The following is a 25291-nucleotide window of genomic DNA, read 5'->3' as shown; positions in this document are numbered from 1 at the left end:
CCAGCTATCTGAAATACCTCAGGTCCTCATCGCTCTTGAACTGTACAGTCTGGGCTTCCTGCATTTCCTTTATCTGTGCTATCAGCTTTTCCATTTCCTTGGCTCTTTCTTCGAGGTCCTCCACGCTCACACTCAGATTCAGCAGCTTCATGAGCGTTTCAAGGACAACCTTTGCACTTTTTGGATCAACCATGTAGCCCGAAGTTGTTCCCATGAGACATGCAGCCGGAATGTCCTCGAGCATCGCCAGACCGATTATCAAACCTGCAGCGCCAATGATCCCGCCCGCAGGCTCCCCGTTCTCAAACTTGACCCCCGCATTTGACAGATCGCCTATCAGCGTTTCACTGTTCACTGCCCCAATGACGTAAGGCTCATCTATCAGCCTTCCGACCCCATAGCCCCCGAGGGTGTAAATCCTGCTCACCCCGAATTCCTTCGCAATCCTTAGGTAAGCATTTGCAAGCTCAAAATGCCCTTCATTGCTTATACTCTGGTAATCTCCAACCAGAATTAGCAGATCGGGCGTATTTCCATCACCCTTATAGGCATAAACCTCGTTGTTCGGAATTTTGATAACACCCTTCTCGTCGACCATTACCTGGGGCGGGAAGTGGTGGGAGTATATCTCAACCACCTTTTCCACTTCGAGAACCTTCACAAGGTGATCGGCAACAAGCTTTCCGACATGTCCTATGCCGGGCAGACCCTCGATCATCACCGGATCTTTCAACCCGACCTCTTCAGGTTTCTTCAGAAATCTCACATCAACCCTATCAATCATTTATACACCTCCTGATCCAGAAACCTCTCTGCTTCCTGAGCATCCTCCTGTATTTTCCGTACGGATCCTCAGGCGAGAATCTCGGAGGAATCGGCATGTACGTTTTGCCCCTGCATAAAGGGCATGTTTCCTTAAGAGTGTATCTGCCGCATTCGCAGCATTTTCTGATACGCGATTTCATATCAGATTGCCTCTCTTACGAAATTTGCCTCGCCGCCGAGTTTTTTCATGGCCTTTGTAACATCGTCAATAACTCTTTTGAGCAGGGTTTCAGCTGCCTTGTAGTCCTCAGTCCTGATGACTATCCTGTACTTCGGTGCACCGACGTATTCGACCTCGATCTCTGCACCATCGCTGTGATATTTCTTCACAACAGACAGAGCCTTTTTTATTCTCTCTATTCCATCAGGTGCAAAGGACTTCAGCTCGAAGTATCCCCTAACGCTGACGGTTGAGGGCTTAATATGTTCCCTCGCAAGCTCCGCAATCTCTTTCGCAAGCTCTTCACCTGCAATCTTCGCTATAACCTCATAGCCCTCATACGCCACCTCTTCAAAAGCGGCATATATGCTGTCAAATTTTCTCAGAAGCTTTTTCCCTATCTTCTCAAGCTCCTTCCCGTCAACACCAACCTTTTCTCCCGCAATTTCAAGCCACTTAAACGCCCTCTGCTCACTCTTCCACTCCTGAAGCTTCTCCCTTCTCTGTCTTTCATTTACATCCTTTATGCTCAGATCTATGTGTCCCCTCTTGGGGTTCACGTCCAGAACCTTGCACACCACTTTCTGACCCTTTTTGACATGGTCTCTTATGTCCTTGATCCAGCCCGGAGCCACCTCACTGATGTGCACAAGTCCCTCCCTGCCCTCATACTCATCGAGGCTCACGAATGCTCCAAAATCCATTACTCTCGTAACCGTGCCAATAACAATTTCTCCTTTTGATGGAAATCCTGATCTCCTGATAACAAGCCTTTCCTCACTCATCAGTCAAAGAGTCTGCTTTGCAGTATTTTAAGGTTTGGTGATTTCTCCAAAACCTCGGCAAAATCATTTGCCAAGTATAGACAGGGCAGCTGCACACGCGTCATTGCAGAATGGAGTGATCAACAACAAAAACAAACAAGTTTTCACAGGAAAGTCCAAAATAAAAGAAAAAATTGAAAGATTGGGTTTACTGTCTTCTCCTCAGCAGGTATGCCACTGCGAGTAGACCTGCAACGGCGAAGACTGCCTCAAAGCCTGGTCCCTGCTTCTTCTCTTCGGTTGGTGTCGGAGCTGGTGTCTCCTCCTTGGTCGGTGTCTCTACAGGTGTTGGGGTCTTTTCTGGTGTTGGGGTCTTCTCAGGTGTTGCGGTTGGTGTTGGTGTGGGTGTTGCGGTTGGTGTCGGGGTTGGTGTTGGGGTTTCTTCTGGTGTCGGAGTCGGTGTCGGTGTGAGCTCCTTCACGACCTTGACTTCGTATGGTCCGCGGAGGTTATCATCCGCAAAGCCAATCTGCTTGGCAGTTGAGTCAGCAGGATCAAGGCTGTAGAACTTCTGGAGATTATCATTATCGGTGCCAGTTGTCATTGTGTCTCTGACATATATCTTATAGGTTCCATAGTCAAGACCATATGTCTGGAAAATTGCCACGGCAGTCCCGTTCTCATCCACGATTGGATTCTGGACATACACCTGGTTCGGTGTTTCGAGGAACACGTAGATACCATCGTAGTCAGCTGCTCTGTTTGTGGAGATCGTTACAACGATTTCGTCACCCTTGAGTACCTCGTTTGGATAGGAAACATTGTATTCTGCTCTCTCGACATTAACGACTATTGACTTAGTCTCAACCACAGTATTGCCGTTTCTCAGGAGAGAGACGGTCAGTGTGTATGTTCCGGGTGCAAGCATCTTGGTTCCGGTTTCACTCATTTCAAGTGTCTGGTTGTCAACCTTGCCATAGAGAGTTATCTTGAACACTCCAGCCTCACCAGTGCCGGAGCTTGAGTCATCCTTGACAAGTCCTGCATCCCACATGTCAGTGTAAATGCCATTTCCGCTGAAGGTTGCGCTTATGTTCGCAAATCCTTGTGACGGAACATCAGCCTTGAGAGTGACCGTGGTTGAACCGCCCCTAACCAGAGTGACTGTCGCAGGAACCTCGGTGAAGGATATGTCCATCACAGTAACATACAGAATGTCCTGTGGGTCTTTTATCGGATCGATCAGGTTGGGATCTTCTGGGGCGAAGAAGTACAGCGTGTATGTGCCGAGCTGGGCGTCACCAGCAACATCGATTGTTATGGAATCACTGCTGGTGTTGAATGTCGGATACACTGTGGTGTTAATTCCTGTTGAGAGGCTTGGTATCTTGGCGATGTTAACATTATTGGCTGAGAAAACACCGCTCTTCGAAGCATAGACGAAAACCTTGCCTGCAGTTGTGTCGATTGTGACATCAAGTGAGCCACCAATAAGCACTGAAGCCGAGTCGGTTGAAACAGTTATCCCCTGCCTGACTACCTTAATCTCGGCTGTTGCAGAGACGCTTGAATCCGTATCCTCCACAGTTATTGTGTACGTTTTAAGCTCAGCGTTACTTGCCACATTGACATCGAAGCTGAACTTACCATCTGCATCAACAAAGACTTTGGTTGCAGATACTGAAACATCTGCTGGTGAAGATGAATCAACGTTGAGCTGAGTTCCAGCTGGGAGAGTTGTCGTACCTTCAATTGTGATAGAGTCTCCCCTCACTACTGTAGCATAGTCTGGAGTAAGTGTGATTTCAGGATCAGTGACTGTGATGTCTACTGAGTCAGTTGCATTATAGGTCGGAGTTGTGCTCACAGTGACCTCGAGCGTGTAGGTTCCAGATTCCCATGCAAGTTTCGGCGAAATCTTGAAGGTGGCCTGTCCATCGCTGATTGTCTCGGTTTCACTTGCAACTGGAGTGCCAGAAGTGTTCTTCAGAGTCCAAGTTACATTGTTGTCATTACCAACATCCATGGCACTTCCGCTGTCTGCAGCATTGGTAGTAACAGTAACATCCATGCTACCTCCTCTGGCAACAGAATCGGCTGCAGGAGTAATAGTCAGGCTTAGGCTCTCAACATAGAACGTGAAGGTTGCCGTAGCAGTTGTACCATCAGAGCCAATCACCTTAACTTCAAGAGAATACGCACCAGTTGTACCGTTGTACCCAGTACCAAACAACTTAGCCGTGTCAACCGTGGTGTTTGTAGGCGTCCAATAGTAATCATCGATGCCAGTCTTATTCTCCACTATGAACGTATCCTCCATAGGACCAGTAACGTTGATCCATGTCTCGTTAATCTTCTTGTTCCAGTAAACATCAAGGCTGAATGCCAGTGCATCGCCTTTTGCAACCGTGTTGTCGTCAATGTTCAGCACAATGTAGGGGTCGTCAGAAGTAACGTAGAATGTTACATTATCAACGACGCCCGTCGAATTTTCAAGCGTAAGATTGTACTTACCAGGATACCATCCCTTAGCATCCGTGTCATATGAATACGTGAAGATACCGCTGGTAGAAATGACCTCGAGAACCTCGGTATCCTGAGTACCTTCATTCTTTACTTTCAGTGTCAGAGTGCCAGCGGAGCCGTCGTTGACAACTTTAACTTCAACTGGGTCTCCGTAAACCACAGTGGAATCTGTAACGCTAACGGTTGTTGCAGCGCTCGCTGTAGCCATTGCCATCAGTAGAACCGCTAATACCGCTATTCCTATTTTCCATACCTTACTCATACTTTCTCTACCTCCTTTTTACAAACCTGCTTTTCCTTTCAGGTATATATAGTCTGCTATCGACTGGCGGCGAAGCTAAGCTCGACATCACCGCTCCGCCGCCACCTTTTTTTATTACACCATTTCCATATTTAAACCTTTTGCTATTTTTTTACAGGAAAAGGGTTAAAACTTGTTATCAGTTATGGCCATGGATTGGTGGCCGGGTTGGGATGATGGATTGGAAGTTGCTCAATCACCGCCGCACACAACATCCATCCATGGTGTCCCGGAACCATGCGCAATAGCCCATGCACAATGGGCGGAGAGAAGATATAATATTACATTATAGTCCATTAAAAATTAAAAACCGGAAAAAAGATAATGACAGATTATGTTTCCTTGGCAACAACGTAAACCGTGTACTCGCCGGGCTTGGCATCATCATCCATACTTATGTGAATGTTGATTTCCACCTCCGCCGGGCTGTTCTCACTTCCTGCTGGAATTACAAGCCTGTTGGAAGAAGAGATTGAATTCCCATAAATGTCATGAACGCTGACATCCACTGCTTTGGGATCCGGCCCCTCCACAACGAAATCGAAGTAAACGCTTTTCTCATCGCCATAATTCTTTATTTTCAGATTCTTCACGTATCTGGCTCCACCACATATCTCCGCCGAAAAGGATTGCTGCGACAGCTCTATCTGGCTCTCCCGGACTTCAATATTTCCCTCCACGGTGAAGTAATATATGGATGCGGCCGTTACTCCGAGCAACAGTATCGACAGTGCAGGTAACAAAATCTTCTTCATGCACACATCGAAAATGTCCATAAATAAAAAAATTTCGAAATTTATTATTTATTAAAACATCAATCAATAGAATACCTGTAAACACAGAAAACCGAAGGAACCAAAAAACTCTCATAATCGTTTTGGATTACAGGACGGCCAGCCCTTTGTGGAAAATGGCTCTGCGGAATCTCCTGGGGGCTGTGAAACTGAGGTGGCCAGGACCGGATCAGCTCCGCTATAAGACCTGCGGAAAAAGTGGAAAATTTGAAAATAGACTATTTCAGCTCGTCCCACTTTCTTTTTTTCATGTACTTTTTAAAGCCTTTATAACCAACAAAGCCAGCAACGATCAGAACTATGGCACTCCCACCATACAGCAGAATTCTCCCGCTGTTCTCGCTGAGCCATCCCGAAATACCCGAAAACCACTCACCAACCTGCTCCGAAATCGACGGACCTTCCTGCTGTGGCGAGGGTGTTGCGGTTGGTGTCGAGGTGGGCGTCTCCTCTGCAGGAAGCTGAGAAATCAGAGAGTTGATTTCATCAATCTCCATGTCCACGTCAGCCTTCACCTTCTCGAGGGTTGTTTCAGCGTCATCGTAAAGGTTGTTGCCGAGATAATCGTCAGCCTGAGATAGCCTGGCCTTCAGGTCAGAATAGCTCCTCTTGAATTCCTCCAGCTTTATCTCGTAATCGAGGGTTTGTTCTCCCTTAGATTTCAACTGCTGAATCCTTATCTCAAGCCCGGTCATCTTCTCAAGCATGATATCAAGCTTCTGGGACACAACATCTCTCAAAAGCTCTACTTCAGCTTTTCTGAGCATATTCTGGGCTTTGTTGAGGAGGCTTTCTGCCTCTCCGAGAGTTGTATTTGCATCTCCGTATTTTCCATTACTGAAATAATCCTTGCCCTCGTCCAGCTTGGCCTTTGCGGAGTTCAGTTTTGATTTTATTTCTCCAACCTTCGCACCTCTGTCCTCGAGACTTGACGCCTTACCCTCAAGCTCCGAATACCTGTTTTCAAGCTGCTGGATGTAGGAATTAAAAAGCCCCTTGTTAACGACCTTTATCACAACCGGTGGAACGGCATTACTCTCAGCATCCTGGATGTCTATACCAAGCACAACCACATTCTGAATTCTCGAATTCACCTCTGGAACAGTACCGGAAACTTCAACCTTTATTCTGTCCAGCCCAAAATCCCAGTCACCTACATCCGCTTTGGCATAATTCCCTCCCTGCTGAGTTACTGCCCCACCGTCCTTGTACTCAACCATCACCTTAATCAGAGAATTTTCAAGAGAGGTGTTAAACTCGTAAATCCTGCCGTCAATCAGCTCCGCATCATCACTGGTTTTCGGTTCGATTGTTAAATTGAAAGAGATTGCATCGCCAGGAAAATAATATTCCTTCAGCTTCGGCTCTATTACCGGCTCAGCAAAATTATCCTTGGTTATTGTCTCAGCAGCCAGTACCGGAGTTACAGTAATCAGCACTGCAAGCAATAACATGACAATCAACGCTGACCTCATTGCATTTACCTCCCTGCCTTCAAACAGCAGGGCATTAAATAAATTTTTCCGGTTAAAATTTAACACAGAAAACGCATGAAGCAACTGGCAGGAATTCAAAAATATGGGAAAAAAGTACTACTCTCCGATTTTCACCCTGTACTTCCTTCCCTCAATCTCGACCTCGTACTCTCCCTTAACCTCACCTGCCGGAGCCGGGAACGCCTCCTCGCTGATCTCTCCTTTCAGGAACTTCAGCCCGGTTACGGGGAAGAGCGTGTATACCAGCACATCCTCGTCGCTCGGATTCTCAATCCCTGCCTCGACCAGCTCCTGCCTCCTCTTTTCAAACTCCGGTTCAAGTAAATCGGCCGGCCTTGAGGTGATGGGTTTCTCATCCCCGAGTATCAGTTTGATTATCTCCTCGCTTATCGGTGCGGGTGTCCTTCCGTACATGCCCCTCACGAGATCCTTGGTTTCCTTGGTAACCATCTTGTACCTGCCGAAAAGAACATTCAGAACGGCCTGCACACCAACAATCTGGCTCGTTGGGGTAACGAGGGGCGGATAGCCGAGGTCTGCCTGAACTCTCGGCACCTCTTCAAGGACCTCTTCAAGCCTGTCAAGGGCATTCTGCTCCTCGAGCTGGGAGAGCATGTTCGAGAACATCCCACCAGGGATCTGATACTTCAGTACCCTCGTGTCCGGAATCGTTGAAAGCATCTTTATATAGCCTGCATACTTTTCCCTCAGCTCGAGCAGGTGTTTTCTCATTTCCATGAGAACGTCCATGTTGACTCCCGTTTTGAACCCGAGCTCCTCAAGAGCGTAAACGAGGGATTCCGTTGGGGGATGAGAGGTCCCGCAGGCCCACGGAGACATTGCCGTGTCGATCATGTCCGCTCCAGCCTCAGCAGCCTTCAGCATGGTCATTGTCCCCATTCCGCTCGTGTAATGTGAGTGCACGTTAACAGGCAGACCAACCTCCTTCTTCAAAGCCTTCACGAGGTCGTAAATCGCTTTCGGGGACAGCATTCCCGCCATGTCCTTGATCACTATCGAATCGACCTCAAGCTCAGCAAGCTCTTTGGCAGTCTCAACATACTTTTCGAGGGTGTGGACAGGTGAAATCACGTAGCAGATCGATCCCTGAACATGCTCCGCCCCGTACTTTTTGGCGGCCTTTATTGAAGTTTCAAGGTTTCTGACATCGTTCAGGGCGTCAAATATCCTGAAGAACGAGATTCCGTTCTCAACCGCCTTCTGAACGAATTTATCAACAACATCGTCAGAATAATGTCTGTAGCCAACGAGATTCTGCCCTCTCAAAAGCATCTGACAGTGCGTGTCCTTAACGTACTTCCTCACCGTCCTGATCCTCTCCCAGGGATTCTCGTTCAGAAATCGATGCATGACGTCGAATGTAGCTCCTCCCCACATCTCTATGCTGTAGAAGCCTGCCTCATCAACGAGCTCGAGAATAGGGATCATATCCCTTGTTCTCATCCTTGTCGCCGCAAGCGACTGGTGTCCATCTCTCAGAGACAGATCAATAATCTTAACTTCCTGCGTCATATTCCTTACCTCCACGTGAGTTTCGCAGAGCGTAATTATTAACTTTTGCGATTTGTTACAAAAAATTTTGATAATAAAGAGTATTAAACATTAATACGGCTTAATACTCCTCCAGAACAGCTTCAAGCAGCTCAACAAGCTCCACGGGGCTTTTTGCAAAAATCAGGATCATCGGTTCTTTTCCGGTATCCCCGAGATGATAGATCACGTCAGGTCTTCCACCCGAGTTCTCGATTGCAGTCTGTATCCCCCATGGGATTGTTGCCCCTTCCCGCATCTTTATCTCCACCGGCTCATCTCTTCGATCATAGCTGGCCAGCTTCAGACCTGCGTTCCTGAGCCTCTCGATCAGTTCTTCATCGTACTTCACGTTCACCACCGCTCTGTATTCCGGAAAATGCTGCATGTAAGCAATCAAAGCTCTCGAAAGATGCCTTGAAGCACCAAATTCGAAATTATCTGGGACAATAAGCCTGTTCTTACCCCTGACAATTCTCCCATCCAGAGAGAGAACGTCATTCACGCTTTTGAGATATCTGAAGGGCATTGCATACGCAATGTTCATCCCAACCTCAGGGATGACTTTGGCAGCATTTTCTACCCTCGAAAGCCTTTCAACTGCCTGTCTCATCTCACCGAGCATCTCGAAGGCCAGTGATTTTCTCTCCATAATGGCCATAGGGTTGACTGAATCGCATTCCCTTCCCGCTTTTACAGGGTATCTTATACCGAGATCAATCATCTTTTTCGCCTTCTCCACCGCATTAACCAGATCCAGGCCAAGAGCCATGCCCGCTGCAATGCCCGCAGAGAGAGAACATCCGGTGCCGTGATAACAGCCTTCAACCCGGTAACCCTCAAACTCGTAAATTTTTCCTCTGTAATAGAGAACGTCTTTTGCTACGGGAGAATTCAGATGTCCACCCTTGACCAGCACAGCCTCACACCCAAATTCACCGCTGATGAATTCCGCAGCGTCCACCATCTCATCAACATTCCTGACCTCCCTTTCAGCAAGAATGCTCACCTCATCGAGATTGGGCGTTACGCACAGGCTTTCAGGAATAAGCTTTCTCTTCAGCATATCTATCGCACCCTTCTCAAGCAAACTCGCCCCGCTCTTTGCAGCCATCACCGGATCCACGACAAGCGGGAACCCGTATTCCCTCACAGCCTCGGCCACGCTCCTGATAACTTCCCCATTTCCCAGCATCCCTGTTTTTCCGGCATCGATACCTGAATCCTCAGCCACAGCCCGGATCTGATCGTAAACAAGCTTTCCTGGAAGCACAAGCGAGTTACTAACTCCAAAGGTGTTCTGGGCAGTTATGGCAGTTATTGCAGTTGTCCCATACACACCAAAAGCAGAGAAAGTTTTCAGATCAGCCTGAATTCCTGCCCCTCCAATCGAATCGCTTCCTGCAATTGATATTGCCACTCTGACATACCGCATACAGCGAAAATGTGAAAAGGAGAAGATAACATTTTCCTGCATGAAAGAGATTGCTGCGTTCGAGGCGGGGATAAAGCTCGGAGCCCTCTTTCACCAGTTCATTGGCGCTCCGGTCAGCCACGATAACGCTGAAATTCTCGCAAGAGCGATGGAAAGCTGCATGAAGCTTCAACCCTACGTCGCTGAGGCGGAGGTCAGCATAGACAGGAAAAAGCTCGAAGCCAAACTTTCGGGTTTCGGATACTGCTCGCTAAGCCCAGAAATGCTGAGGGCGAGGGTAAAAGTTAGAATCAGCGAGGTTGAGGTTGAGGCTGTACTGGAATGGGATGAGGAAAGGAACTACCCGCTCATGAAGCTGGTTCGCTGAACTCTATCTCCATGTAGTCCTTTTCGAGAAATATGGCATTTATTCTCCTGGCCAGCTCAAACCTTATTCTTTCGTTCACCCTCTCTGACTCAAATCCAAGATTAGAGTAGATGAAGGCATAAAGAAGCTGGGAGTTGCTGAAAAAGAGTGCTGGAAAACCAGACTCGAGATAAGCATTCAGACCACTGTCTCCCAGCCTCTGCCTGTAACCTCTCTCCTCAAGCCATTTTCTGAAGTCGTCGATGCTTGCCTTCAGCCTCATTTCACCTTCGCCCCCGGTTCCACGGGTTTTTCCGGCTCAAGCAGCACAGCCTTTCCGTTAACATCTGCCGCAAGAACCATGCCGTTGCTCTCGACACCCATGAGCTTTGCTGGCTTTATGTTGGCAAGCACCACCACAAGCCTGTCTTTCAGCTCATCCTCGCTATAGTTTTCAGCAATCCCCGCAACAATCTGCCTGACCTCGCTGCCGATATCGACCTCGAGCCTCATCAGTTTTTTACTGCCCTTGATTCTCTCGGCCTTCAGGATTCTGCCCACCCTTATGTCCAGCTTTGCAAACTCCTCAATGCCAACCCTTTCTTCATCTGCCTCTTTGTTTCCTTCACCGCCTTTACCGCTGATCCTTTCGAGCATCCTTTTTTCAAGCTCCTCGATCATCCCGTCATCGATTTTGGTAAATGGTGCTCTTGGTTTCTTCACATTTATTACCTCAGGAATCTCGAAAACCGAGTCAAGCCTGACGTTATCGAGGTCAAGCCCTATGCTCTCGGCCACCTTGCCCATTGCTCTCGGCAGGACAGGATATGCGAGAACTGCCAGAGCCCGCACTATTGCGAGTGCGGAGGCAATGACCCTCTCCGCTTCATCTTTATCCTCCTTAACGAGTTCCCAGGGCTTTGAAGTCTGGAAGTAAACGTTACCAAACCCTGCAAGCTCCATGAAAGCATCGCTTGCCTCTTTGAACTCCCACTCATCAATGGCTTTCTTTATTTTCTCCGTAGCAAGCCTTATCTGCTCCAGAACGTCCCCATCCAGCTCGTTCATCCTGACCTCGCCGAAGTTCTTCCAGGCAAAGTGCAGAACCCTGTAAATGAAGTTTCCAAGAGTTGCGATCAGCTCGTTGTTCACCTTGTCCCTGAAAACATGCCAGGAGAAGTTCAGATCTTTCTGATGAGAGGTGTAATTGACGATATAGTATCTCAGATAATCGGGGCTCAGGCCTGAGGCAAGGTAATCCTCCTCCACCCAGACCACATACCCTCTGCTCTTTGAGAACTTCTTGCCCTCAACCTTGACCATCCCGCTGGCGATTACAGCGCTGGGCAGGGCATATCCGGCACCTTTCAGCATCGCAGGCCAGAATATGCAGTGGTGGTAAACGATGTCCAGCCCGATGAAATGCACGATCTCAGCCTTGCCGTCAATCCATATCTCCTTCCAGTCCTTTCCGAGTTTTTCGCATGCCTTTTCAGTGAAGCTTATGTAGCCAATGGGTGCATCAACCCACACGTAAACGACCAGATTCTCGTCGCCCGGAAACCTCACTCCCCACTCAAGGTTTCTCGTTATGCACCAGTCCTTCAGCTCCTTGTTAATCCACTCCCTTGCATAGTTCAGGGCGTTTTCTGTTCCTTTGAGATTCACAATGAAGTCCTTTAGAAAGTCTGAGAAGGCTGTGAGCCTGAAATAATAGTGCTTCTGCTTTTTGAAAACCGCTGATGTGCCGCAAATCTTGCATTTTGGCTGAAGGATTTCCCCAGGCTCAAGGTGCCTCCCGCACCCCTGATCGCACTCATCACCCCTTGCAACAGCCCCGCAGTAGGGGCATATCCCCTCCACGTACCTGTCAGGCAGAAATCTGTCGCATTTCGGACAGTATGCCAGCTCAATTTCCTTGGGATAGATATAACCGTTATCCAGGAGGGTTCTCACGATTTCCCTTGTCCTCTCGTGATGGTAATCGCTGTCAGTCCTGCCGTAGTAATCGAACTCCACATCAAGAGCCTTGAAAATCTTCTGAAAGTGTTCATGATAAACATCAACAAGCTCTCCCGGACTCAATCCCTGCTGTTCGGCATTGACAACGATCGGAGTTCCATGACTGTCGCTTCCGCAAACAAAAACGACATCTTCTCCTTTAAGCCTCTGATACCTCACATACACGTCAGCAGGAATATAAGTCCTCAGATGACCTATGTGGGCTTTTCCGTTAGCGTAAGGCAGACCACATGTCACAAGTTTCATGGTTGTGGAAAGATTTAAGGGGTTTAATTTACTTTTTCATTTTCCAAGCTTGTCCACAGGCATCACACAAACCAGTGGGGAACAAATAAAACGTCCGTGCTTCCAACCCTCTTCACGCCAGAATCGTTTTCTGTGAAAACCACTGCCCTCTCTGGTCTGTATGTGCTGAGAAAGCTCAGAAAGCTCCTTCTAACTTTCCCAAAAGACTTGACCTCCACGGGAACGATTCTGCCCTCAAAATTCAGAACAAAGTCCACCTCAGCCTTTCCCGTTGTCCTCCAGTATCTGACCTCCCCGTACTTTTTGATCTCATTGACCACAAAATTTTCGAGAAGTTTACCTTTATCCGTCCTCTGAGCCAGCGGCGAGAAGTCGCCCAGTATGGCGTTTCTCAATCCGGTGTCCACAAAGTAAACTTTCTTCGCCTTTTTTATCTCGGTAACGAGGTTTCTGTGGAACGGTGGAACAAGTTCTATGACATACGTGTTGACCAGAATGCTGATGTAGTTCTCCAGCGTCTTGTAATCCATTTTCAGATCAGAACTCAGACTCGAATACCGGAGCATATCACCGGTCATAAAGCTCAGCGCCTTCATTAAGTCTCTGAATTTTTCGAGATGGCGGACGTTCAGGAAGAAGAAGACGTCCTTTTCTAAGTAAGTTTTGTAAAGGTTCTTCAATAACGCCTTCTTTATCTGATAATCCTCCTCCTTGACGACTGCTGGAAAGCCTCCGAAAACAACATATTCACCGAGCAACTCTCCAAATTCGCTTTCAAAGGATGTTTCAGGATGTACATCCTCTCCGCGAATGAAATCAAATAGCATTTTCCGGTACTCTCTGAAAATCCCCACCAGATCCTTTGCCTTCCAGATCAGGAATTCCTCGAAATTCAGGGGAAAAAGCTCGAAGTATACTGCCCTGCCGACAAGATATTTGCCAACCTCAACTTTTATATCGAATGATCCGGAGCCGGTTACGAAAAGCTTCAAATCCGGATACAGGTCAAAAAGGAGCTTTATTACCTTTCCAGCTTTTTTGCAGTACTGAGCCTCGTCTATGAAAAGAGTTTTTCCGAATCTTTTCACAAACATCTTTGGATTCTTCTCAAATGCCCTGAGCATTTCCTCATCCTCAAGCGTAACGTAATCACCATTCAGTTTTTCCATCAGATGCACGAAAAGTGTCGTTTTCCCCGCCTGCCTCGGACCTTTTAGAAGGATGACTTCTCTTCTTTTCAGCCACTTCTCCATTTCTAACTCAATTATTCTTGGATAATACTCCATAAATAATAGAGTTACTTTGGGATATTTATGCATTTTCGATTGGAATTCAACACCGTAGAGAAACTCCTGAGGTTCTCTCAAAATTTGTAAAAAACAGAAAAACTTACCTCTTCAGCACTTCCGCACCATCCTTTTTCCCGACGATTACCCCATTCACCATTTCTGCTAAAAATATCCCGTTCTCTACAATTCCCGGAATTTTCAGCTCTCTCTCAAGATCTTCCGGGTTTTCAATTACTCCGGCATCAACATCAGCGATTAAATTACCGTTGTCTGAAATTACGGGCCTGAGCTTGCCCTTACCCTCTCTAAGTTTGAGTGCATATCCCATCTCGCCGATCTTCCGATTCACGAATCCGTAGGCAAATTCCAGAATCTCGACCGGCACCGGCATGTTCAGCCTTTCAACCATCTTGGACTCGTCAACAATCACGTAGAATTTCTTGGAAGCTGAAGCAACAATCTTCTCCCTGGTTAAGGCTCCCCCTCCGCCCTTTATAAGGTTGAATTCACTGTCAACCTGATCCGCTCCATCCACGCACAGATCGGGTTCGGGACACTCGAGCAGACTCATCACAGTTAACCCGCGCTCCGCAGCAAGCATGTGGGAATCAATTGAAGAGGGGATCACGGCAACATCCAGTCCCTCCCTCACCTTTTCAGCCAGCATCTCTACAAAAACCCTGACTGTCGTTCCGCTTCCAAGACCAATCACCATCCCGTCCTCAATAAACTCAATCGCCTTTTTAGCGCAGTTAACCTTCTCAATCATCGAACCACCTCTCAAGCTCGCCAAAATCAATTCTCGAGGTCATGTCAAGGGTCAGGGGCGTTATCGAAACGTAACCTTTCCTTATTGCATTCAGGTCCGTTCCCTCCTCCGCATCTTCCTCCTCTTCACCATCAATCCAGTAATATTTCCTGCCCCTTGGGTCGAACCTGACGTCAATTCTTGTCCGGTAAAGCCTCCTTGCAAGCTTTGTAAACCTGTATCTGCCGTTCCACCTTTCAGGCACGTTCACGTTCAGCAGATCCACACCTTCAGGCAAACCCTTCTCCAGCACCATCTTCGCAAGCTTCTCAAGCACCATGCTGGCATTCGAGAAATCCACAGGAGCGAAAAATGACTCAAATTTGAAAGCATCTCTCATCTCCAAGCTTACTGCCATCGCCTTACTTCCCTGAGTGGCGGCCTCCAAAGCTGCCCCAACAGTCCCAGAAGTTGTGACAGCTTCAGTCGAAAGATTTTCACCCAGATTTATACCCGAAACAGTGAGATCCGGAATGTCTCCGATGATTTCATGAATGCCGATTATGACTGCGTCGGTTGGTGTGCCGTCAACGGCATAAATCTTAATGCCATCTATTTTCACCTCGCTCACCCTTATCGGTTCCATTATGGAGATGCTTCTACCAACTCCACTTTTCTGAACAGCAGGAGTTACAGCATAGACTTCCCCGAATTTACTCAACGCCCGGTAACTCGCTTTCAGCCCGGGAGAGTAAAGTCCATCGTCGTTAGTTAGAAGAATTTTCATTGAGTGTGGGGTAATTTCAGCAGCTATATATTACTATCTCCTCACACACGACCAATGATATCGATAGAATTTTATTTTTTACGGTGAATTAAACAACGTTAACAAAAAAATTATATTCAATTCTTGCATAGATAATAATTGAAATCCGTATATGATGAGTATAATAATATTGGCGAGTACGGGACGGCGCACCCGTACATTGCGGGTCCGGTGAAAAATATGAAAATAAAAACCAGACTCAGCGTAATAATTGCTGTCGCATTCCTGATCTATTTCATACTCATAGCCTCTCTTGTCGCATACCTGCTCAAGTCAAATTCTGACGATTTCTACACCAGGTGGCTGGAAAACGACAGAAAATCACTTGAAACCATTTTTGACAGGGAGTTCAAAGACCTCGCCGAGGTATATTACCACGCAATCAACCAGAATGTCGACCTCTCAGAGATTGCCAGAAGTCATGAATACTCATACATAATCTTCTTCGACAGAAACGGGAATATTTTGAGAGTCGTGGGCAACCCGCTATTTTCAGACAGCATACCCAACAGCACTTTCAGAGATATCGCATCCCTGGCAAAAGCCTATACCATCCCTCTGAAGGGATTTTTCTATGATAATGGTCTCTACATGCTGTATTCAGTCCCGGTTTACGAGAATGGAAGCTACAAAGGCTACACAACCGTTCTAAGAAAATTTACCGATAGCGACATAGAGTACACAAAATCCGTCCTCGATGTGGACATACTGGAATTCCAGCGGGAGAGGGTCGAAAAAAATGGTGAAGTGAGCATATTTTATCCCGTCTACGATCCGAAAAACAACATGATTGGCTATTTCAGGCTGGCTTACATAAACGACATCGATCCGCTGATCGTCCAGAGCTACCAGTACGGTCTCTTAGCTTCGGGAGCAATACTGCTAGTAACCATAGTTGCCCTGACTCAGATCATAGACAGGACCTTCCTGAAAAGACTTGAGGTCCTCAAGAACTTCATGGAGAACATAAGCAGAAGGGGTTTCAAAACGGGGGAGAGAGTAAAGCTTTCCGGAGATGACGAAATCAGAGTCCTCGCAGACTCCATAAACAGCGCCCTCAATGTCATTGAGCACAACAACAAAAGGATAGAGGGTCTGAGCGAGAACCTCCGCATCGTGAATAAAGCTCTCAGGCATGATCTGATAAATGACCTCTCAGTGATAAGGGGCTTTGCAGAGCTTGCAATGGAAAATCAGGCCTGCGAATACTGCCCCCGTATAGTCGAAAGAGTTGATAAGGCCGTGAACATGATAAGAAAAATGAAGGAGGTCGAACAGACAATATCCAGCAGAGATTTTTCGTCATTCCGGATTTCGGAGGTTATCGCATCAGTTATGCAGAACTACGACATAAAGTGGAGCATATATGGCGACGCGCGGGTAATGGCGGATTTTGGAATATACTCCGTCTTCGAGAATCTCATAAGCAATGCCGTAAAGCATGGTAAAACGGATAGAATGAAATTCGAAGTTCTGCATGAAAACGGGGAAGTAACCATCAGAACCATAGACTACGGGGTCGGAATACCGGAAGAAATAAGAGACAGAATATTTGATGAGGGTTTCACCACCTCATCCGGTCAGGGAATCGGGCTTTTCATCGTTAAAAAGCTGATTGAGAAGTATGGAGGTTCTGTGTCGGTCCACACGAACGAGCCGAGCGGGACGGTCTTCACCATAAAACTGAAAAGTGTTCAGGACAACAATTAGTAAATGATCGTCGAGTCATACCTCCACGAAAAACTGAATGGAAGCGTTAAATGCAAAACCTGCATGCATTACTGCATCCTGAAAGAGGGGCAGTGGGGGATCTGCAGGGTAAGGAAAAACAGATCCGGAAGACTTGAAGTTCACAATTACGGCCTGATATCCTCGATCCACCTTGACCCCATTGAAAAAAAGCCATTTCACAACTTCATGCCCGGCTCAAAGGCGCTGTCCCTTGGCAGCGTGAGCTGCAACTTCAGGTGCAGACACTGTCAGAACTATGAGATTAGCTTTGCCGATCTCAGCTTCCCCTATCTCAAAGAGCTGACGCCGGAAGAGGTTTCCAGACTCGCAGAAGGCTACGGAGCAGACGGCATAAGCTGGACGTACAACGAACCAGCCATAATGCACGAGTTTGCCTTGGACGCGAGCAGGATTGCAAAGAAAAAAGGATACTACATCACGTACGTCTCAAACGGCTACATGAGCCACGAGGCGGTTGAACAGTTCGATGTTCTCGATGCAGTAAATGTGGACGTTAAGGCATTCAACGAGGAGTTTTACAGAAAAATCTGCAAAGCCAGACTCAGCAGAGTTATCGAGTGTGTCGAACATCTCAGCGATAAGGGAGTGTTCATCGAAATAACCTACCTGACCATCCCCGGCCACAACGATGATGAAAAAGAGATAAGAGAATTCGCAAGATGGGTTTCCGACCTCAATCCCAGAATCCCCGTGCATTTCTCCCGATTCCACCCAGATTTTCAGATGCTTGATGTCCCTCCAACGCCCGTTGAAACAATTGAAAGAGCGGTCAGCATAGCGAGGGAGGAGGGACTGGAATACATATATGCAGGCAACGTCTGGGGTCACAGATACGAGAACACGTACTGTCCAAGCTGCGGGGAATTGCTCATCGCGAGAGAAGGTTTCTACGTAAGAGAAATAAATCTGAAAGGAGATAAATGTCCGAACTGTGGTTACAGACAGAACATTGTTTTAAAATAGAGGTTATCTTTTGCAGATCTCAATGAAATTGCTGTAAAGCTCCTCACCGTATTCGCTGTGATAAACCTCAGGATGCCACTGAACACCGTAAATTGGCCTATTTTTATGCTTCATCGCTTCAACCTCGCATATACCGGAGGTGGCCAGAAGCTCGAAGTTTTCGGGCAAAACCTTAACCTCATCCATGTGGCTCTCCCATACCCTGATCTTTTCCGGAAAGCCGACGAAAAGTTCATCCTCCTCAAGGATACTTACCTCATTTTCAGCATATCCCCCAACATCTCCCCGGTCAACCCTGCCTCCAAAAACGCTTGCTATTATCTGATGCCCGAGACAGATGCCGAGAATGGGGATACTCAGTTCTCTGACATAATCCGCACTTCTTCCAGATTTTTCCATGCTCGGTCCGCCACCTATAACAAGCCCGTCAGCGTCGATTTCTTCGGGCGGTGTGCTGTTCTCGATCAGCTTCGTCTCGACCTCCAGGTCCCTCAGCATTCGATAAATCAGGTGGTTGTACTGTCCGAGGTTGTAAACCACATAGATTTTCACGGCCATAGTTTGATGGCAGATTTATAAATCTTCCCTGAATTCCTTCAGCCTCTCCTCGCAGTATCTGAAAAGTTCCCTTGCCTCCTCCCTGCTCAGGTCACCGGTGGCAAGAAAGTTACCGATGTACGGATAGATCAGGTTATCCAGTTCCCATTCGATTCTTTTGTAGCTGAAACTCCCTTCCCTGACGTCCTCAAAGTACTTTTCCAGCGATTTTTTGAGATCGTTGTACACACTCATTCCAGCCCATTTTTACCCGGCACAGCTTGATAAACCTTCCCTTATTTTTTCAAATGAAAAATCATAAAAGATATATATCATCAATTTTACCTTTACCCCGAAAAAAGGAGGTTGAAAAGATGGGGGATGAGGGATTAAAGGAATTCAAGGAGATGTGGAAGCTTGCTCGGGACAATCCTGAAGAATTCTGGAATAAAAAGGCTGAAGAGGCCTCTCAGGACATACACTGGTTTAAAAAATGGGACAGGGTATTTGAATGGGACTATCCAAAATTCAGCTGGTTTGCGGGAGGAAAGACAAACATAAGCTACAGCTGCTTAGACTACAAGCTGAAAAGGTACGGAAACAAGGTGGCATACATCTACGAAAACCCGGAATTTGGAATCTCGTATTCCGTAACCTACAACCAGCTCTATGACATGGTGAAGAAGTATGCGAAAGCGCTCAGAGGGGCAGGAGTGAACAAGGGAGACAGGGTTCTGCTCTACATACCCAACTCAATCGAAGGAGCAGCCATGCTCCTCGCTGTGGCAAGAATTGGAGCGATCTCAGTCACAGTATTCGCAGGGTTCTCGCCAAACGCTGTGGCTGACAGAATTGAACTCACATCTCCGAAAATAATTCTCACGCAGGACTATTCAGTTAGAAGAGGCAAAATCATAAATCTGAAGGAGAACGTAGACGAGGCTCTGAAAATAGCTCCTGAAGAGGTTAGCAGAGGAGTCGAAAAGGTAGTTATAAAAAGAATGATGCCGGATCAGGAGCTTCATCTTGACGATAACAGAGACATCCTTCTCGAAGACTTCCTGAAGCTGGGCGATGGCCAGAGTGCAGATTACGTTGAGATGGATGCAACTGACCCGATATTCGTCATGCCCACATCCGGAACAACAGCAAAGCCAAAGCCCGTCGTCCATGTCCACGGAGGCTACCAGATATGGAACTACTTCGGAGCCAAATGGGTTTACGGATTGCAGCCGGATGACATAATATTCAACACCTCGGATATCGGGTGGATAGTCGGGCAGAGCTACATGGTTTTCGGTCCTCTGCTGGCCGGAGCTTCGGTCATACTGTTCGATGGGACTCCCGATTACCCGAAGCCCGGGATCTGGTATGAAGTGATCGAGAGGAACAGAGCAACTCTCATCTGGACGTCCCCAACCGGGGCAAGGTTCCTCAGGAAGCAGGGGGTTGAGGTTGCAAAAGATTACGACCTAAGCTCGGTTTCGAGAGTAATATGTGCAGGAGAGGTTCTGAACCCGGATGTGTGGGAGTGGCTTTACCGAGACCTGTTCGAGGAAAGAATACCAATTATAGATCACATGTGGCAGACTGAAACAGGAGCACCGATATTCGGATACCCATACGGCCTCATGGGTGACAGTGTTACGGATGTCATCAAGCCCGGGTCTGCTGGACTGCCAATGCCCGGAGTTATTCCACTGATAGTTGACGAGGCTGAAGAGAAGGTGCTGGGACCGAACGAGAAAGGAGTCCTTTACCTCGAAAGACCCTTCCCGGGACTTACACCAACCCTGTGGGACAGCTTCGAAAGGTATGTTGACTCGTACTGGAACGGAGTGATAAAGGGATACAGAAGTGGAGATGCCGCCTACCTCGACGAGGATGGATATATATGGTTCGCAGGCAGAGCTGATGAGGTTATAAAGATTGCAGGTCACAGAATTGGAACCATTGAGGTTGAGAATGCACTCATCTCTCATCCTGCAGTAGCTGAGGCAGGAGTTGTTGGTGTGCCAGATGAGGTCAGAGGAGAGGTTGCAGCCGCATTTGTCGTGCTTAAACCCGGCTACGAACCAGGAGATGATCTTAAGAAAGAGCTGATTCAGCATGTGAGAAAAACAATGGGCCCAATTGTCGTTTTCAGGGACATTCAGTTTGTCAACATGCTTCCGAAGACGAGAAGTGGAAAGATCATGAGAAGAGTCATGAAGAGGCTCTTCACAGGCGAGGACCTTGGAGATCTGTCAACAATAGAAGAGGTTGCATCGGTCGATGAGATTAGAGATGCTGTTGCGAAGTTAACGAAGCTCTGAATTTTTCACCCATTTTTTATTCATGATGTTACTGAATTAAAGAGCGGTACCCTGTGCAAAAAGACCACACAATTTCTCCACGGGAGCAACCTGAAGTCGGCTGAAATGTTAAAGCCATATTCATGCCAAGGATGTGGTGCCTGCACATTGTGTCTGCAGGAATAAATATTCCTGAGGTCATCAGATTATTCAGGCGCCTCGTAAGGAGAGAGCCAGTGGGCATCATTTCCCAAGAGGTGAGAAGATGATAAGGCCGAAGTACGTGATTGAATTCCTGTCAGAAAACATGAGAAAAACAGGAAACCCTCTCGGAATGGGGAATGAAAAAATAAACACATGGTGGAAAGAAACGGACATCAAAAACGAGGGAGAATGGTTCTTCTTCACGGGAATGCTTTACCAGCTAACGCCCTACATCGAAACAGTTACAAGATGGCTGGAAAAAGTCGAGAACTCCCGGTTGCAGACGTTGCTTTCCCTTTCCAGATACGTTCCGGTTTCATTCAGCGTTCTCAGCATGATAACTCCAAAAGACAGTAGGAATGAGGCAGACAGAATTCTCAGGAGCATTCACTCATTGCTCGTAAAATCCGGAACAGATGTTTACTACCTGCCCGAACTTGACTTTTACAGCGGTATTCTGCTTTACGACCTTGGGGATGATGATGGATTCAGAGAGCATGCCAGATTCGTTGCGGAAAAGCTCAGCAAAGCTGGAGTTGAGAGAATCGTAACTCCAGACCCTCACACCACCTACGCCCTGAGAAAACTTTACCCCGAATACACCGGAATGGAATTCGAGGTTAAAAGCTACATTGAGCTGATTGGTGAGCCAAAAAGCAGGAATCACGAGGAATTTGTGATTCACGATCCGTGCTATTACGGAAGATATCTTGAGATATCGGACAGAATAAGAGAAGTGCTTAACTCAGCCGGCGTAAATTACATGGATGTGGTATACTCCAAAAAGATGACAAACTGCTGCGGAGGACCGATAGAGGCACTGTCTCCTAAGATTTCTAAAGAGATAGCAAAGCTCAGACTTGAAGAGCTTGGAAATTCCAACATAATCACCTTCTGTCCGATATGCCTTGCAAACCTGAGAAGAGCGGGAGGAAATGCCGTCGATTTCGCCCTGGTGGTTGGAGATGGGGATCGCTGAATCTCTCAAGCATAACGGCGTCGAGGTTATCGTAACGGATAACGCAGAAAAAGAGATTCAGAAATTTGGGAATGCCCATGTCAGCATCGCTCTGAGTGCTGATGAAAACACGGGAATCGTCTTTTTCGGGGGCTTTGAGGAGAAAAAAAATGCTGGCTTGGCAGACCACCACGTTGTAATTCTCAAAACAGATGATGTTAAAAGCGACATAATCTCAGCCTACAGACATGCTCTGAACAAATCAGGTATGCTCTTCGCCTCAAGCAGCGCATCCAAGACTGCGGACATCGAGGGAAAGCTGGTCTTCGGGATGCACGGACCGAGAAAGCTGACCGTAATAATCGAGGTGAAAGAATGAACGTATATGATGCCATAAACAGACCGTCAATCAAAGAGGGAATTCTGAGATCTCTTAGAAACTTGAGCGATGCCGTAAGGAAGAACATAGAGAACCACCCATACCTGTTCGATTTTGCTGATGAGGTTAAAAAAGCCAGGCTTGATGTGGCTGAGAATTACGACTACTGGATTGATAAAGCCGTAAGGACTCTTGAAGAGAAGGGCGTTCAGGTTCACCAAGCCAGAAATGCTGATGAGGCAAGGAAAATTGCTGGTGAAATAGTTGGAGAAGGAAAAACGGTTGTGAAGGCAAAGTCAATGGTATCTGAAGAGATACACCTGAGAGAATATCTCGAAAAGCTTGGAAACGAGGTGTGGGAGACCGACCTCGGAGAACTGATAGTTCAGCTTGCAGGAGATAAGCCAATGCACATGGTTATTCCTGCTCTGCATTATTCTGAAGAGGAAGTGGGAAGAATTCTACAGAAAATTGGAGTTAAAGGGAAAAATGCTGAAGAGATGGCCAGAGGAGTTAGAAAATTCATGAGAAAGAAATTCCTGGAGGCTGATGTTGGTATTTCCGGATGCAACGCATTTTCGGCAGAGACGGGAAGGATCTTCCTGATAGAGAACGAAGGGAACATCAGGCTATCAACCTCCCTGCCGGAAACCTACATTGCCCTGATAAGCATAGACAAGATCCTCCCATCCGACGAGCTTGCCCTCAAATCCGTACTCGTGCAATCCGCATTTTTCGGTACATTCCCTCCAGCATACATCAACATAAACGAGAAGGCAACCGAGCAGATAATGCACGCAATACTCATCGATAATGGCAGAAAGAATACCCCATACAGAGAACAGCTTTCGTGTGTCAAGTGCGGAAGATGTCAGCTTGAATGCCCTGTTTTCCAGCTTGCCGGAAACATCTGGGGGGGAGATGTGTACGGAGGGCCGATGGGCATGGGCTGGAGTGCAGTAACTGGCGAGATGGTTGAACTGTGTTTCCTCTCAACGCTGTGCGGAAAATGCATGGAAGTCTGTCCGATGAGCATTGACATGCCCGGCATCATAAGGTCGCTGAGAAAGAGAATCCTTGAGCAGGACATTAGACAACAGTAATATATCCCCTGACACACCTATTTTTATGCTCACATTCTCGGAATTTGCTGAGCTCTGTCAGATTGTTGAAAAAATATCATCCACACTTGAAAAAACAGCAAGAATTGCCGTTTTCATAAGGGAGATTGAGGATGAGGATGATTTGTACAACGCAGTCCTCTTCCTCCAGGGAAGAATTTACCCGGAATGGAGTGAGCGGGACCTGGGCGTCGGAGTGGGGCTGATCTATGAGGCCATGAGAATAGCGACAGGTATTGACAGAAAGACAATTGAAAATCTGATAAGGGAGAAGGGAGATTTCGGTCTTGCCGCAGAAGAACTCGTTAAGAAGAAGACCCAGACCCTGCTCTTCAGAGAGGAGCTTACAGTAAAGAAGTTGAGAGAAATATTCGACGAGATCAGTTCCCTTGAAGGAGGGGGGAGCCAGAAAAAGAAGATACTGCTGCTCTCTGAGCTGTATTCGCTCTGCAGTCCGATTGAAGCCAGATACTTGACCAGACTGATACTCAGGGAAATGAGGCTGGGCATAGGAGAGGGGATAATAAGAGATGCAATAGGAAAGGCGTTTGGAATCGAGTCTGAAATTGTCGAGCGGGCATACATGATCACAAACGATTTTGGAAAGGTTGCAGTTGAGGCGAAAAACGGTGGGAAACAGGCGTTGCTGTCCCTCAGGATAACCCCTCATATCCCCGTAAAGATGATGCTCGCCCAGGTTGCAGAAAGCCTCGAGGAAGCAACGAGGGAAATCAAGGAGCTTGGAGTCGAGTGGAAGTTTGATGGCTCAAGAGTCCAGATTCATTACGCCGATGGCAGAGTTACAATCTACTCAAGGAGGCTTGAAAACGTTACAAACGCCCTGCCAGATATCGTCAGCGAGATAAAGAGATGCGTCAGGGAGAACGTCATTCTCGATGGCGAGGTTATCGCCGTCAAGGACGGAAGGCCAATGCCGTTCCAGCACGTACTCAGGAGGTTCAGGAGGAAGCACGGCGTGTCCAGAATGGTGGAAGAGATTCCCCTGAAAGTCTACCTGTACGACATCCTGTACGACGATGGCGAGGTAATAGACCTTCCGCTGAAGGAAAGAAGAACGAGACTCATTTCTGCTATAGGTGAAAGCGATGCTGTAAAAGTGGCAGAACAGATTGTAACCTCGGACGTGGATGTAATCCAGCAGGAGTTCGACAGGGCAATTCAGGCAGGTCACGAGGGGTTGATGCTGAAAAATCTGGAATCGAGATATATTCCCGGAAAGAGGGGGAAGAACTGGCTCAAGCTCAAGGCGACCATGGAAACTCTTGACCTCGTGGTTGTTGGAGGAGAGTGGGGCGAGGGCAAGAGGAGCAACCTGATAAGCTCGTTTGAGCTTGCATGTCTGGACGAGTACGGGGGGCTGCTTAGAGTGGGCAAGGTTGCAACGGGGTTTACAGATGAGGACCTTGAAGAGCTGACTGAACTTTTCAAGCCTGAAATCGAGTACCAAGAGGGAAAAAGAATAGTATTCAATCCAAAATACGTTTTCGAAGTGGCATATCAGGAGATACAGAAAAGCCCAAAGTATGAGAGCGGTTACGCTCTGAGATTTCCGAGATTCGTCAGGCTCAGAGATGACAAAAGCGTTGAGGAAGCAGATACAATAGAGAGGGTCGCAAGACTCTACGAGGTGCAGTTCAGGAGCAAGGGTGGCTCATAGCGTTCATAAAAACTATATTGAGCCTGCCACCATTCATTTTTTGAGCAGAAATGAAATAACGCCAAAAGTGCAGAAA

General features: G+C 47.3%; 23 protein-coding genes. 8 read left to right on the top strand and 15 right to left on the bottom strand.

Annotated elements, in window-relative coordinates:
• Window positions 1-4: 4 nt before the first annotated feature.
• The 8 genes from LPQ35_RS03230 to LPQ35_RS03195 all read right to left on the bottom strand — a co-directional run bounded on the left by LPQ35_RS03230 (window position 5) and on the right by LPQ35_RS03195 (window position 9852).
• Entirely contained in the window at window positions 5-784 is a 780-nt protein-coding gene (locus LPQ35_RS03230) for a proteasome assembly chaperone family protein (RefSeq protein WP_193805977.1), read from the bottom strand.
• Window positions 777-965: an RNA-protein complex protein Nop10 gene (locus tag LPQ35_RS03225; RefSeq protein ID WP_193805978.1), complete on the bottom strand. Its 189-nt coding sequence runs from the start codon at window positions 963-965 to the stop codon at window positions 777-779. Before LPQ35_RS03225 ends, LPQ35_RS03230 begins: the two co-directional genes overlap by 8 nt.
• 1 nt (window position 966) lies before the next feature.
• Complete coding sequence (locus tag LPQ35_RS03220) at window positions 967-1770, bottom strand: translation initiation factor IF-2 subunit alpha (RefSeq protein ID WP_193805980.1); 804 nt, start codon at window positions 1768-1770, stop codon at window positions 967-969.
• Window positions 1771-1957: 187 nt separating this feature from the next.
• Entirely contained in the window at window positions 1958-4537 is a 2580-nt protein-coding gene (locus LPQ35_RS03215; RefSeq protein WP_203218932.1) for a PGF-CTERM sorting domain-containing protein, read from the bottom strand.
• 371 nt (window positions 4538-4908) lie between these two features.
• Window positions 4909-5331: a hypothetical protein gene (locus LPQ35_RS03210; RefSeq protein ID WP_193805982.1), complete on the bottom strand. Its 423-nt coding sequence runs from the start codon at window positions 5329-5331 to the stop codon at window positions 4909-4911.
• Window positions 5332-5588: 257 nt separating this feature from the next.
• Window positions 5589-6845: a hypothetical protein gene (locus LPQ35_RS03205; protein WP_193805984.1), complete on the bottom strand. Its 1257-nt coding sequence runs from the start codon at window positions 6843-6845 to the stop codon at window positions 5589-5591.
• A gap of 117 nt (window positions 6846-6962) precedes the next feature.
• Complete coding sequence (locus LPQ35_RS03200) at window positions 6963-8399, bottom strand: pyruvate carboxylase subunit B (protein WP_193805986.1); 1437 nt, start codon at window positions 8397-8399, stop codon at window positions 6963-6965.
• Window positions 8400-8499: 100 nt separating this feature from the next.
• Entirely contained in the window at window positions 8500-9852 is a 1353-nt protein-coding gene (locus LPQ35_RS03195; RefSeq protein ID WP_346297682.1) for a bifunctional hydroxymethylpyrimidine kinase/phosphomethylpyrimidine kinase, read from the bottom strand.
• A 40-nt stretch (window positions 9853-9892) separates the two neighbouring features.
• Here LPQ35_RS03195 and LPQ35_RS03190 point away from each other — a divergent pair, with 40 nt between their 5' ends.
• Window positions 9893-10219 (top strand): dihydroneopterin aldolase family protein, encoded by a 327-nt coding sequence (locus LPQ35_RS03190; RefSeq protein WP_193805988.1) that lies wholly within the window; start codon window positions 9893-9895, stop codon window positions 10217-10219.
• Here the strand turns inward: LPQ35_RS03190 and LPQ35_RS03185 are convergent.
• The 5 genes from LPQ35_RS03185 to surE form a co-directional block, all read right to left on the bottom strand.
• Window positions 10200-10481, bottom strand: coding sequence for a hypothetical protein (locus LPQ35_RS03185; protein WP_193805989.1), 282 nt, complete (start codon window positions 10479-10481; stop codon window positions 10200-10202). The genes LPQ35_RS03190 and LPQ35_RS03185 overlap by 20 nt on opposite strands.
• Complete coding sequence (gene metG, locus LPQ35_RS03180; RefSeq protein WP_193805991.1) at window positions 10478-12466, bottom strand: methionine--tRNA ligase; 1989 nt, start codon at window positions 12464-12466, stop codon at window positions 10478-10480. Before metG ends, LPQ35_RS03185 begins: the two co-directional genes overlap by 4 nt.
• A 62-nt stretch (window positions 12467-12528) precedes the next feature.
• Window positions 12529-13752, bottom strand: a complete 1224-nt coding sequence (locus LPQ35_RS03175; protein WP_193805992.1) for a DUF4143 domain-containing protein — start codon at window positions 13750-13752, stop codon at window positions 12529-12531.
• A 103-nt stretch (window positions 13753-13855) separates the two neighbouring features.
• Window positions 13856-14524 (bottom strand): ribose-5-phosphate isomerase RpiA, encoded by a 669-nt coding sequence (rpiA, locus tag LPQ35_RS03170; protein WP_193805993.1) that lies wholly within the window; start codon window positions 14522-14524, stop codon window positions 13856-13858.
• The gene (gene surE / locus LPQ35_RS03165) at window positions 14517-15290 is read right to left on the bottom strand and encodes a 5'/3'-nucleotidase SurE (RefSeq protein WP_193805994.1); all 774 of its coding nucleotides are present in this window, start codon (window positions 15288-15290) and stop codon (window positions 14517-14519) included. Before surE ends, rpiA begins: the two co-directional genes overlap by 8 nt.
• A 138-nt stretch (window positions 15291-15428) precedes the next feature.
• Between surE and LPQ35_RS03160 the strand changes: the two genes are divergently transcribed.
• Complete coding sequence (locus LPQ35_RS03160; protein ID WP_193805995.1) at window positions 15429-17039, top strand: ATP-binding protein; 1611 nt, start codon at window positions 15429-15431, stop codon at window positions 17037-17039.
• A 3-nt stretch (window positions 17040-17042) separates the two neighbouring features.
• Entirely contained in the window at window positions 17043-18044 is a 1002-nt protein-coding gene (gene amrS / locus LPQ35_RS03155) for an AmmeMemoRadiSam system radical SAM enzyme (protein ID WP_193805997.1), read from the top strand.
• Window positions 18045-18047: 3 nt separating this feature from the next.
• On the opposite strand, the gene LPQ35_RS03150 is transcribed toward amrS, so the two are convergent.
• Window positions 18048-18602: a GMP synthase subunit A gene (locus LPQ35_RS03150; RefSeq protein ID WP_193805998.1), complete on the bottom strand. Its 555-nt coding sequence runs from the start codon at window positions 18600-18602 to the stop codon at window positions 18048-18050.
• A 15-nt stretch (window positions 18603-18617) separates the two neighbouring features.
• Window positions 18618-18836 carry a pyruvate carboxylase subunit B gene (locus LPQ35_RS03145; protein WP_193805999.1) on the bottom strand — a complete coding sequence of 73 codons (219 nt, stop codon included), beginning with the start codon at window positions 18834-18836 and terminating at the stop codon, window positions 18618-18620.
• Window positions 18837-18955: 119 nt separating this feature from the next.
• On the opposite strand from LPQ35_RS03145, the gene LPQ35_RS03140 reads away from it, so the two are divergent.
• The 5 genes from LPQ35_RS03140 to LPQ35_RS03120 all read left to right on the top strand — a co-directional run bounded on the left by LPQ35_RS03140 (window position 18956) and on the right by LPQ35_RS03120 (window position 25215).
• The gene (locus LPQ35_RS03140) at window positions 18956-20896 is read left to right on the top strand and encodes an acetate--CoA ligase (RefSeq protein WP_346297681.1); all 1941 of its coding nucleotides are present in this window, start codon (window positions 18956-18958) and stop codon (window positions 20894-20896) included.
• Between the two features lie 244 nt (window positions 20897-21140).
• Entirely contained in the window at window positions 21141-22058 is a 918-nt protein-coding gene (locus LPQ35_RS03135; RefSeq protein WP_193806001.1) for a heterodisulfide reductase-related iron-sulfur binding cluster, read from the top strand.
• Window positions 22045-22416, top strand: coding sequence for an LUD domain-containing protein (locus LPQ35_RS03130; RefSeq protein ID WP_193806002.1), 372 nt, complete (start codon window positions 22045-22047; stop codon window positions 22414-22416). The genes LPQ35_RS03135 and LPQ35_RS03130 overlap by 14 nt, the downstream gene beginning before the upstream one ends.
• A complete protein-coding gene (locus tag LPQ35_RS03125) occupies window positions 22413-23519 on the top strand; it encodes a LutB/LldF family L-lactate oxidation iron-sulfur protein (protein ID WP_193806003.1) in 1107 nt (368 codons plus the stop codon). The genes LPQ35_RS03130 and LPQ35_RS03125 overlap by 4 nt, the downstream gene beginning before the upstream one ends.
• 25 nt (window positions 23520-23544) lie before the next feature.
• Window positions 23545-25215 carry an ATP-dependent DNA ligase gene (locus tag LPQ35_RS03120; protein ID WP_193806004.1) on the top strand — a complete coding sequence of 557 codons (1671 nt, stop codon included), beginning with the start codon at window positions 23545-23547 and terminating at the stop codon, window positions 25213-25215.
• Window positions 25216-25291: the final 76 nt, after the last annotated feature.

The organism is Geoglobus acetivorans, assembly GCF_039641995.1.
Taxonomy (GTDB): domain Archaea; phylum Halobacteriota; class Archaeoglobi; order Archaeoglobales; family Archaeoglobaceae; genus Geoglobus; species Geoglobus acetivorans.
Note: the sequence above shows the minus strand (reverse complement) of the source record. Positions and strands in the feature narration are given on the sequence as shown.

Bases quoted from the DNA above. Each gene is read 5' to 3' on its own strand.
- LPQ35_RS03190 (WP_193805988.1), top strand. From the start codon at position 9,893: ATGAAAGAGATTGCTGCGTTCGAGGCGGGGATAAAGCTCGGAGCCCTC.
- LPQ35_RS03215 (WP_203218932.1), bottom strand. From the start codon at position 4,537: ATGAGTAAGGTATGGAAAATAGGAATAGCGGTATTAGCGGTTCTACTG.
- LPQ35_RS03175 (WP_193805992.1), bottom strand. From the start codon at position 13,752: ATGGAGTATTATCCAAGAATAATTGAGTTAGAAATGGAGAAGTGGCTG.
- LPQ35_RS03220 (WP_193805980.1), bottom strand. From the start codon at position 1,770: ATGAGTGAGGAAAGGCTTGTTATCAGGAGATCAGGATTTCCATCAAAA.
- LPQ35_RS03230 (WP_193805977.1), bottom strand. From the start codon at position 784: ATGATTGATAGGGTTGATGTGAGATTTCTGAAGAAACCTGAAGAGGTC.
- LPQ35_RS03210 (WP_193805982.1), bottom strand. From the start codon at position 5,331: ATGAAGAAGATTTTGTTACCTGCACTGTCGATACTGTTGCTCGGAGTA.
- LPQ35_RS03225 (WP_193805978.1), bottom strand. From the start codon at position 965: ATGAAATCGCGTATCAGAAAATGCTGCGAATGCGGCAGATACACTCTT.
- LPQ35_RS03200 (WP_193805986.1), bottom strand. From the start codon at position 8,399: ATGACGCAGGAAGTTAAGATTATTGATCTGTCTCTGAGAGATGGACAC.
- LPQ35_RS03185 (WP_193805989.1), bottom strand. From the start codon at position 10,481: ATGAGGCTGAAGGCAAGCATCGACGACTTCAGAAAATGGCTTGAGGAG.
- LPQ35_RS03205 (WP_193805984.1), bottom strand. From the start codon at position 6,845: ATGAGGTCAGCGTTGATTGTCATGTTATTGCTTGCAGTGCTGATTACT.
- LPQ35_RS03130 (WP_193806002.1), top strand. From the start codon at position 22,045: ATGGGGATCGCTGAATCTCTCAAGCATAACGGCGTCGAGGTTATCGTA.
- rpiA (WP_193805993.1), bottom strand. From the start codon at position 14,524: ATGATTGAGAAGGTTAACTGCGCTAAAAAGGCGATTGAGTTTATTGAG.
- amrS (WP_193805997.1), top strand. From the start codon at position 17,043: ATGATCGTCGAGTCATACCTCCACGAAAAACTGAATGGAAGCGTTAAA.
- metG (WP_193805991.1), bottom strand. From the start codon at position 12,466: ATGAAACTTGTGACATGTGGTCTGCCTTACGCTAACGGAAAAGCCCAC.
- LPQ35_RS03150 (WP_193805998.1), bottom strand. From the start codon at position 18,602: ATGGCCGTGAAAATCTATGTGGTTTACAACCTCGGACAGTACAACCAC.
- LPQ35_RS03195 (WP_346297682.1), bottom strand. From the start codon at position 9,852: ATGCGGTATGTCAGAGTGGCAATATCAATTGCAGGAAGCGATTCGATT.
- LPQ35_RS03140 (WP_346297681.1), top strand. From the start codon at position 18,956: ATGGGGGATGAGGGATTAAAGGAATTCAAGGAGATGTGGAAGCTTGCT.
- LPQ35_RS03120 (WP_193806004.1), top strand. From the start codon at position 23,545: ATGCTCACATTCTCGGAATTTGCTGAGCTCTGTCAGATTGTTGAAAAA.
- LPQ35_RS03145 (WP_193805999.1), bottom strand. From the start codon at position 18,836: ATGAGTGTGTACAACGATCTCAAAAAATCGCTGGAAAAGTACTTTGAG.
- surE (WP_193805994.1), bottom strand. From the start codon at position 15,290: ATGAAAATTCTTCTAACTAACGACGATGGACTTTACTCTCCCGGGCTG.
- LPQ35_RS03125 (WP_193806003.1), top strand. From the start codon at position 22,413: ATGAACGTATATGATGCCATAAACAGACCGTCAATCAAAGAGGGAATT.
- LPQ35_RS03135 (WP_193806001.1), top strand. From the start codon at position 21,141: ATGATAAGGCCGAAGTACGTGATTGAATTCCTGTCAGAAAACATGAGA.